Annotated in this window: 11 protein-coding genes; 8 read left to right on the forward strand and 3 right to left on the reverse strand. The window is 45.0% G+C overall.

Annotated features, from left to right (window positions below):
• Positions 1-36: 36 nt before the first annotated feature.
• Positions 37-162: a hypothetical protein gene (locus tag C7B77_RS31465; RefSeq protein ID WP_281261367.1), complete on the forward strand. Its 126-nt coding sequence runs from the start codon at positions 37-39 to the stop codon at positions 160-162.
• Here the strand turns inward: C7B77_RS31465 and rpsO are convergent.
• Entirely contained in the window at positions 152-430 is a 279-nt protein-coding gene (rpsO, locus tag C7B77_RS16565; RefSeq protein WP_106307069.1) for a 30S ribosomal protein S15, read from the reverse strand. The two genes, C7B77_RS31465 and rpsO, sit on opposite strands and share 11 nt — an antisense overlap.
• Before the next feature lie 82 nt (positions 431-512).
• Between rpsO and C7B77_RS16570 the strand changes: the two genes are divergently transcribed.
• From C7B77_RS16570 to C7B77_RS16595, 6 genes are all read left to right on the forward strand, one after another.
• Complete coding sequence (locus C7B77_RS16570) at positions 513-1,310, forward strand: class I SAM-dependent methyltransferase (RefSeq protein ID WP_106307071.1); 798 nt, start codon at positions 513-515, stop codon at positions 1,308-1,310.
• Between the two features lie 225 nt (positions 1,311-1,535).
• Positions 1,536-2,627 carry an RIP metalloprotease RseP gene (gene rseP, locus C7B77_RS16575; protein WP_106307074.1) on the forward strand — a complete coding sequence of 364 codons (1,092 nt, stop codon included), beginning with the start codon at positions 1,536-1,538 and terminating at the stop codon, positions 2,625-2,627.
• Between the two features lie 74 nt (positions 2,628-2,701).
• Positions 2,702-3,658, forward strand: a complete 957-nt coding sequence (locus C7B77_RS16580; RefSeq protein ID WP_146138362.1) for a hypothetical protein — start codon at positions 2,702-2,704, stop codon at positions 3,656-3,658.
• A 131-nt stretch (positions 3,659-3,789) separates the two neighbouring features.
• The gene (locus tag C7B77_RS16585; RefSeq protein WP_106307080.1) at positions 3,790-4,560 is read left to right on the forward strand and encodes an RDD family protein; all 771 of its coding nucleotides are present in this window, start codon (positions 3,790-3,792) and stop codon (positions 4,558-4,560) included.
• 36 nt (positions 4,561-4,596) lie between these two features.
• Positions 4,597-5,262 (forward strand): DUF2301 domain-containing membrane protein, encoded by a 666-nt coding sequence (locus C7B77_RS16590; protein ID WP_106307083.1) that lies wholly within the window; start codon positions 4,597-4,599, stop codon positions 5,260-5,262.
• Between the two features lie 122 nt (positions 5,263-5,384).
• Entirely contained in the window at positions 5,385-6,080 is a 696-nt protein-coding gene (locus C7B77_RS16595; RefSeq protein ID WP_106307086.1) for a class I SAM-dependent methyltransferase, read from the forward strand.
• An 11-nt stretch (positions 6,081-6,091) separates the two neighbouring features.
• On the opposite strand, the gene C7B77_RS16600 is transcribed toward C7B77_RS16595, so the two are convergent.
• Positions 6,092-6,433 carry a hypothetical protein gene (locus C7B77_RS16600; protein ID WP_106307089.1) on the reverse strand — a complete coding sequence of 114 codons (342 nt, stop codon included), beginning with the start codon at positions 6,431-6,433 and terminating at the stop codon, positions 6,092-6,094.
• A 323-nt stretch (positions 6,434-6,756) separates the two neighbouring features.
• Between C7B77_RS16600 and C7B77_RS16605 the strand changes: the two genes are divergently transcribed.
• The gene (locus C7B77_RS16605; protein WP_181243889.1) at positions 6,757-7,413 is read left to right on the forward strand and encodes a sugar transferase; all 657 of its coding nucleotides are present in this window, start codon (positions 6,757-6,759) and stop codon (positions 7,411-7,413) included.
• A 146-nt stretch (positions 7,414-7,559) separates the two neighbouring features.
• Here the strand turns inward: C7B77_RS16605 and C7B77_RS16610 are convergent, their stop codons facing one another.
• Complete coding sequence (locus C7B77_RS16610; RefSeq protein WP_106307092.1) at positions 7,560-8,849, reverse strand: hypothetical protein; 1,290 nt, start codon at positions 8,847-8,849, stop codon at positions 7,560-7,562.
• Between the last annotated feature and the right edge of the window lie 169 nt (positions 8,850-9,018).

Consider the following 9,018-nt stretch of genomic DNA (forward strand, 5'->3'; position numbering starts at 1 on the left):
GCGAGATTTTGGTAACGTTGGACGCTTTCAGACTGAATGAATGCCAATAACCGCTTGCGTTGTCCGATCGTGTTCGACGAGCCTCGGCGCGAAGCACGTTGGCGTAGCCTCTCCGATCGGGAGAATCGCGGTTGTTGGTTTTGGGACGTTCCTAGTCTTTGACGCGACGAATACCGAGGCTGTCGGCGAGATTTTGGTAACGTTGGACGCTTTCAGACTGAATGAATGCCAATAACCGCTTGCGTTGTCCGATCATTTTCAACAAGCCTCGGCGCGAAGCGTGGTCGCTTTTGTTGGTTTTGAGGTGTTCGCTGAGGCGATTGATTCTTTCAGTCAGCATGGCGACTTGCAGATCGGAAGAACCTGTATCGGTTGCGTGCAACTGATACTTTGCCACGATCTCTTGCTTGCGTTCTTGAGTTAGGGTCATGAATACTGAAAATTATAGTTAAATTTTGCAACTTACTATTTTAACATTTATAGTTAGATTTGACTATAGCTAAATTTTAGTCATGAGCGAAACTAACTCGAATCCCCCAGCTTTACATACCCTCAATCCACTCGGTCGATTCTCCGATCGAGCCGCAGATTATGTTAAATATCGACCGAGCTATCCCGCCGCCGCGATCGATACAATCCTTGATGGCTTGGGAACGGAACCAATCGCCGCAGATATTGGTGCGGGCACGGGCATTTCAGCGAGGCTGCTAGCAGAGCGTAATGTCAGGGTATGGGCGATCGAGCCAAATGCAACCATGCGATCGGCAGCCACACCTCATCCATTGGTAGAATTTCGCGATGGTACCGCCGAAGCAACGAGGCTAGAAGCTGCTTCAGTCGATTTGGTGACTTGTTTTCAGGCGTATCACTGGTTCGATCCAGAACCCACTTTACGAGAGTTTCAACGCATACTCAAATCAACAACCGCAACTGGAAATCCTGGTAGGCTGGCCTTGGTGTGGAATAATCGGGATAAAGAAGATGCGTTTACCACTGAATATAGCGAGTTAACGCTCGCAGCATCGACAAATCGCGCGATCTACGATCGATTGGATTGTGCTCGATCGCTGCTGGTAAGTCCGCATTTTACTAATATTCGAGAGTATACTTTTGCCAATTGCCAAGCATTAGATTTAGCTGGACTAATGGGGCGAGTGCGGAGTAATTCTTATACCCCCAGCGCGAGAGATGCACTCCAGCAACTAATGTCAGATCTAGAGCAGTTACACGATCGCTGGCAAGACGATCGCGGCTTTGTATATCTCAATTATGTTACTAGTGTCCACTTAGCCGAACCAGTCAATATGTAGACAGCTCGAACGAGCGGCGTTGCCGATTTGAGGTAGGAATTGCCCCTACCTCAGATTTCAGCGATCTCTTTTAAAAGATCGTCACTGAATTGAGTAACACCAAACGATTCACTATCCACTATCCACTATCCACTACCCAAAGTATGGGTTCCCGATCCGAGGAGACTCCCCACACCTTCCATCCCCGATTAAAATGGGGAATAGTAGGTCAAACTAAAAGAAAATATGTCAACATTGGCGGCGATCGGCGTTTTAGCAGTATTAATTTTTATTCACGAGCTGGGGCACTTTTTAGCCGCCAGATTACAGGGGATTTATGCCAATAAATTCTCGATCGGGTTTGGGCCGATATTATTAAAATATCAAGGTAAGGAAACTGAATACGCGCTACGCGCATTGCCGCTCGGTGGTTTTGTCGGTTTTCCCGATGACGATCCCGACAGCGATATTCCAGCCAACGATCCTAATTTACTTCGCAATCGTCCGCTACTCGATCGCGCGATCGTCATTAGTGCGGGCGTGATTGCCAACTTAATTTTTGCTTATTTCTTGATGGTCGTCCAGGTCAGCGTCACAGGATTTCAACAGATTAATTATCATCCCGGCGTAGTGGTATCGGGGATTGCTAGCGATCTGAGTACGGCAGCAGGCAAAGCCGGACTGCAAGCCAAAGATATTATTGTGGCAGTAGATAAAGAACGACTGGGAGATGGTAAACCTGCGATCGTCAAACTGATGAGCGAAATCCAGAACCATGCGCAGCAACCATTAACCTTTGAGGTTCAACGCGGCGATCGCACTTTAGAGCTGACAGTCACCCCCGATGCTAATGATGGTGGCAAGGGTCAAATCGGGGTGAAACTCGCACCCAATGCGGATATTATCATCGATCGATCTGTAAGTCCGATCGATGCATTGGTTAAAGGCGCGAGCGAATTCGAGCGAGTTGTGGTGCTAACCGTCCAAGGGTTATCCCAATTGGTGACTAATTTTGGCGATACCGCCAGTCAAATTGCAGGGCCGATCAAAATTGTCGAAATCGGCTCGAATATCGCTTCGACAAATATTGCTGGATTGCTGCAATTTGGCGCGCTGATCAGCATCAATTTGGCCGTAATGAATATTTTGCCATTACCTGCTTTAGATGGCGGTCAGTTGGCATTTTTGTTGTTTGAAGGCGTCCTCGGCAAACCCTTACCGATGAAATTGCAAGAAACCGTAATGCAGACAGGTCTATTTTTATTGTTAGGCTTGGGTGTATTTCTAGTGATTCGGGATACGGCTAATCTTTCTGGCGTGCAGCAATTTTTTAAATAGCGGCGCGTGGGTATTATGATTGTGGTGAGAATTTAGATAGCATCACCACAATCGCCAGCAGGCAATGTCAGATCATGATGAAAAATAATGCCGATCCGGTCGGTACCTTGAGTATCGGGAATGTTGTTACTACGGGCACTACTCTATACAAGTCCAACTTTAAACGTTATTTACAGGTATCACTGCGAGCGACTGCTTGGGTAGTGGCAATCGTGGCAGCCTCGGTCGGGTTTTTGTTTGTCGGTGTCGCGCTGTATGGTATTACCAAATCATGGCTGTTGTCCATTCCGGTGATTTTAGGGTGGGTGGCTGTCACCTTTTATTTTTTAGCTAAGTATTCTACCGATCGAGCCGTAATTTGTCGGTTAGCCTATCAGGAGCTAGCCGATGCACCTGAAACGGTTCAGGATGCCACTAGACAATTATTACCGCGTATGTGGGGTTTCTTGCGGCTTTCTTGGTTGGTGAGCTTGTATCTATTTCTAGTCGCGCTGATTAGCTATATCGGTTTGGCGATCGTAATCTCGATCTTGATTGCCATACTGACGTATGGGTTGAATTTAGGTACTGGCAATATCGCTGTATCTTTTGCTATTGGTTTGCTAGTGGTCGTGTTAATCTTGCTCTGGTTTGCATTATTAATTCGTTACTACGCCTACTGGTTTGTCGCCGAATTACCACTAGCGATCGAGTCTACAACATCGGCTAACTTCAGCATCAGTCGGAGTCGTCAGTTGAGCGCGATTGCGGCTAACAAAGTCGCTGCGATTATCGCCGTGGCTTTTTTAGTGACGGCACCGATTAACTTACTGGGGAATGTCCCTAGTTTTATCGGTCAAATTATGACTACTAGTCAGAGTGGCCCGTTTGCCAATCCATCGACTCAAGCGATCGCTTCGCTACTAATGCTTGGCGGTTTTTTCCTCGGTCTGCTAGCCGAACTAATCGTCATGCCGTTCTGGCAAGTAATCAAAGCGATCGTTTATTACGATCTCCGCAATCGTCGCGAAGGTAGCGACTTGAATATTTAGGCAATGTTCGGAAATCGATAATTATCTTTATCTGAATGACAAAGGGTTGCAAGAATAAACGAACGGGGTCGATCTCCCCCCAAACGGGGAAACTTTGCACCTAGTTTTCTTGGTAATAAATACGAAATTAGATGAAATTCTTAAACCGAGTTAAATCCCAAACCCCAGAAAGTGTCGAACTAGAATTTATCTTGGCGGGGATTGGGAATCGGACATTAGCATTAATAATCGACTATCTAATTTGGAGTTTTACACTCTTTTTATTATTGATGGTCTGGGCATTTTTGTATGCGCAAGTTCCTTGGCTGCAATCAAATTCGGCTCGCTTATGGCTCTCGGCGATTCAACTATTAATGGTCTTTGCAGTATATATCGGTTATTTTGTCCTGTTTGAGACTCTCTGGCGCGGTCAAACTCCCGGCAAGCGGCATGTCAAAATTCGGGTAATTCGAGACGATGGTCGCAATGTTGGCATTCAACAATCGATCTTGCGAGCATTATTGCGTCCGATCGATGACTTATTTTGCTTGGGGATATTATTTATTATTTTTACACCCCAAGAAAAACGTCTCGGCGATTGGGTTGCTGGTACGATCTTAATTCAAGAAGGACAAACAGTCGCCAACCAAAAGATCGGTCTCTCGCCTGCTGCAACAGACTTAGCCAGTCAGCTAATTGAAACTGGACATCTTGCAGCACTGACACCCGATGACTTTGCGACGATGCGGAAATATCTATATCGATATCCCGCTCTAGATCCAGCGGCAAAAATTCAAGTTAGCGATCGGTTAGCGCGACAAATATTAGCGAAAATAGAGTTAGCAGATCGACCGCCATCACTCGATGCTCATCTAACGATCGAAGCAGTCTTTCTTGCCTATCAGCAACAGTTTCGCGGTTAACCAATCGTCTCGCTAATTTTAGCGGAGGTCAAGCAAATGTCGGCACTCGAATCCAATTTCACTCCCGAAATCTATCAAGGACAGTTTGGCACATTTACAATTACCGATCGCGATCGTCAAGGCGTCATCGTTTATCGGAGTGCTTTGATGGTAGCTGCGGTAAGTTTTGCCATTGCAACCTTGCTAGTATTATTACCAGTCAGTGGCAGCGAACGCCCCTCGCCAAATGCAATCGGTTTAGTAACTTGGTTGTATATTACGTTCTCGGTTGCGATGGGTGTCGCCTTAAGTACGATTCATATTTATATGGTTGTTTTGCATCGGGCATTACAAGTATTTTGGGCGATCGGTTGTGTCAGCGCGATCGGTTTTTCTTTATATTATCGCGAACCGATCGGCTCGATCGTCTACGAACATCCTTTAACAATTTTAGGTATCGGTTTTACCTTCGCCGCACTGACGGGTATCTTCTTTAAAGAAGCATTTTGTTTCAATCGATTTGAAACAAAAATTCTCACATTTCTCGTGCCGATCTTGCTATTAGGCCATCTCACCAACCTACTTACTGCAAATATTGAAGCTGTTTTACTTGCTGTTTGGTCTGGTTTATTTTTTATATTCGCCAGCCGTAAAGCATTTCAATCGATTCCCGACGATATTGGCGACAAATCAGTATTCGATTATCTAGAAAAACAGAAATAGCTCTTAGATTATGCCTGGATTTTAGATGATGGACAACAATTTTTAAAATAGGTTATGTCTGAAATATAGATGGTGGGCAGTGCCCACCCTACGTATTCTTTATTAGTTATCAATTATCAATTATGTACAGTTCCCTCATTTCCCCACAACAAGATTGGACGAGTCAAATCGATCGAGTCAAACAAAGATTCGATCGAGAATACAAACAAGAAGCTTTCGAGCTGCCAGCAGAAGTAGAAGCAATGCCCATTTTTAGAGAATGGATCGGTCACAATCTGGCGGCAAAAACTACTTCACCATTTTGGGAACTAGCAGCATTTCAAAAAAATCATCGCTGTTTAGATATTGGCTGTGGTGTCAGTTTTTTAATCTATAATTGGCGCGAGTGGGAAACATACTTCTACGGACAAGAAGTGAGTACCGTCGCGCGGAGCGCGCTCAATTCGCGCGGTTCGCAATTAAATTCTAAATTGTTTAAAGGAGTTCAAGCTGGAGCCGCCCATCAATTACAGTATGAAAACGATACATTCGATCGAGCGATCGCGACTGGATTTAGTTGCTATTATCCGCTGGAATACTGGAAACTGGTGCTCCAAGAAGTCAAACGAGTCTTGAAACCAAATGGCATCTTTGTTTTTGATGCGATCGATCCCACTACAGAAATTGCCGAAAACTGGGCGATTTTAGAGACATATTTGGGTGCTGAAGTCTTCTTATCACCGCTGGCAGAATTCAACGATTTAGTTAAAGAAGTCGGCGGTAAAGTTACGGCAACAAAATCAGGACAGCTATTCCAGATGTATCGCATCAGCTTTTAGTTTTAATTAAACTAAAACTGTACTTTCACGTACAACCATTTCGCGATTAATTGCGGGCAATTTTTAATAAACCATCGCCATGCAAATATTTTAGCGACAGGCTTCGATCGCTTGGCGATGAATTTGGCGATCGAATTGAGCGGTCGCAATCGCACTTTCTTATTAATTAAATTGACATAGCCGATATCGTATAAACAATCGATAATCAATTTAATCGTCGCTTCTTCTCTAGCCATCAAACTCGTCAGTAAGATTAAGATCTCCTGGACGCGTTCGGCTTCCACCCGATCGCGAGCAGATGTGGGCGACACTGTAGTAATCGGCTGGCTGGGTACTGAAATAATTTTGTTCACGATAGGATCTCGATTCTCAAATAGGCGGAAGCAGTAAAATTGGCCGAGTCGGTCGTTCGATCTAGAATAGCTTTTGCAGCAGCAAGCTACAGTCCTGTATAAACTATAAAGTGTAGCTCTCCCAAATTGTTAGACTTAGAAAGTAAAAAAATCCTTTTTCTAGTAATCGGGATAGAAGAGATGGGCAAAATAAAGATTGGCTGGGGCAATCTCCTGGCTCCATCGCTCTAGCAGTAACTAACGATCGATGACGAACGCGATCCAAACTAAAGAAAGCCAACTCATTATCCCAGCTCCATCACTCTAGTAGTAACTAACGATAGATGACAAACACGATCCAAACCAAATCTTCCAACAATTTACTCCACTATTTTAGTCGAGGCATTAAACTATTTAGCGATCGAGCGATGGCAGCATTGTTATTGCTGTTATTTTCACCGATACTACTTGTAGTGGCGATCGTCGTCCGCCTCCGCATGGGCAGTCCGGTTGTCTTCACGCAAGCCCGCCCCGGCAAAGATGGCGAGATTTTTACCGTATTTAAGTTTCGCACGATGACCGACGATTGTGATGCCGAGGGTAATTTACTATCAGATGAGGAAAGATTGATTCCGCTGGGCCAATTGTTGCGCAAAGCTAGTCTCGACGAACTCCCACAACTGTGGAATGTGCTCCGAGGCGACATGAGTTTTGTCGGCCCCCGCCCACTATTGGTAAGATATCTCGAACGGTATAGCCCCGAACAAGCACGACGTCATGAAGTTCGTCCGGGGATTACCGGATGGGCGCAGGTAAATGGCCGTAATGCCCTCACTTGGGACGAAAAATTTAAGCTGGATCTGTGGTATGTGGATAACTGGAGTCTGTGGTTGGATTTCAAGATCTTGCTAATGACTGTAGAGAAGGTAATCAAACGTGAAGGCATCAGTCAGAGCGCGGACATTGTAGCAATGCCAGAGTTTATGGGTAACGATAAGTAGCTTCAATTTTAATTGCTAGGCGGCTCGCTCCCATTCGTGAGTGAGGGTAATGTCTTGAGTAAAACACATGCGGAGGTTCCCTCCGCGTGATTTCACTCGCTTCATAAATTGCCCTCACTCATGAAACTTAACCCAATTATCAATTATCAATTATCAATTCTTGAATCCAACCGTCTAAACTCTTGCGTTAGTACATCATCTTCGGTCGTGTAGATAATATCTCGATCGGTAATTTTATGTTGTTTGGCAAACTGTTTGGCATAGTCTAGCTTCTCTTGAATCTGCTCCCCTTGCTGCAATAAATTCACTTGTTGATGGCGTAAATTATTGCGCTTGCGGACTTGCCGATCTAGATGTTTGACCCACAAATAGCGAAAAGAAGGAATGACAACTAGCCCGATACCATAAACGGCAAGGATCGTCATTGCCAAGCTAATAAAACTACTGCTTATCCCTCTAAGCATCAGACCTAAAATGATAATTCCGACCAAGTTGAGCGCGAATAATCCGATCGTCCAACCAGTTTGCTCGCGAGTAGCTTTAGTAAATTTCCACTTACGTTCGCGCAGCGATTGCGGAACGCGATTGTTTAGTCCCGGCTCGTCTTTGAGTGTAGTTTGCAGGTCGGGGAAATGATAGACTAGTTGTCCGGTCGGACTAACTTCTGGAATACCATTAAACTTCGTCAATACTGGCAACATATAATCTTCATTACCCGCATTCTCTGGCAAAAAGGCGCGGCGATCGAATCCCGCCCCGACGTTATCTAAATAAGGTAAAATTTGTTCGCCGATCGCGACACCCTGTTGGCGATGGATCAGATTGGCAATATAACGCCAGCGTCGCTGCTCTAAATCGGCGTTGGGGTTGCCATCTCCAAATAATACCGAAAATACTGCTTCCAAAAAATTAAGCGGTTTGCGCTGCGTTTTCGCTCGGATTGGTGCCAAACTGGATGTATCTCGATCGATCGAACTATTCGGATCGCTATAATTACGAGAACTACTACCGCCCCAATCAAAAATAGCTAATACACAATTACCCTCGCCACAGTCAGCACCACTATCGTTACTAAAGAGAGCGGCTAGCGTAATTGCCAAGATCGTCAGATAAACGGCACTAATCGACGTAATTAATAAAATGCCAAACGAGATTTTAACTAGATAAAATCCTACCGTCAACAGTCGATCGAGCCAAGCTTTAATTTGGAGTTTTACAGACTTGCGGAGCAAGATTTGTCGAAAGTTGGGCGCGAAGACATAAATAACTTCTCCACTATCGGTGACTTGCAGATGTCCCCCAGTACGATTGGCTAAAGCTAGCAATCCCGAACGCGCCTGTTCGAGATGAATGCCCGTCTGAGTAGCAACATCCCCACTAGTCACTCGATAACCGAGCTGTTCCACCGCCGTCATAAGTTGAGGATTGGCATTCATAGATCTCTGTACGATTCTGAGACTTTTAGGGCTGGAGTTGTTAGTTGATGCTAATAATCTGCAATTTTGCCATGGCTTCAGATTAAATACCTCTACTGAAATTCTAGCCAAGTTTCCGCAGGGTTGACACGAGTCTTAACCTTTACCGTTTCTACCTACGTTTCTACCT

This window comes from Chamaesiphon polymorphus CCALA 037 (genome assembly GCF_003003845.1).
Taxonomy (GTDB): Bacteria; Cyanobacteriota; Cyanobacteriia; order Cyanobacteriales; family Chamaesiphonaceae; genus Chamaesiphon; species Chamaesiphon polymorphus.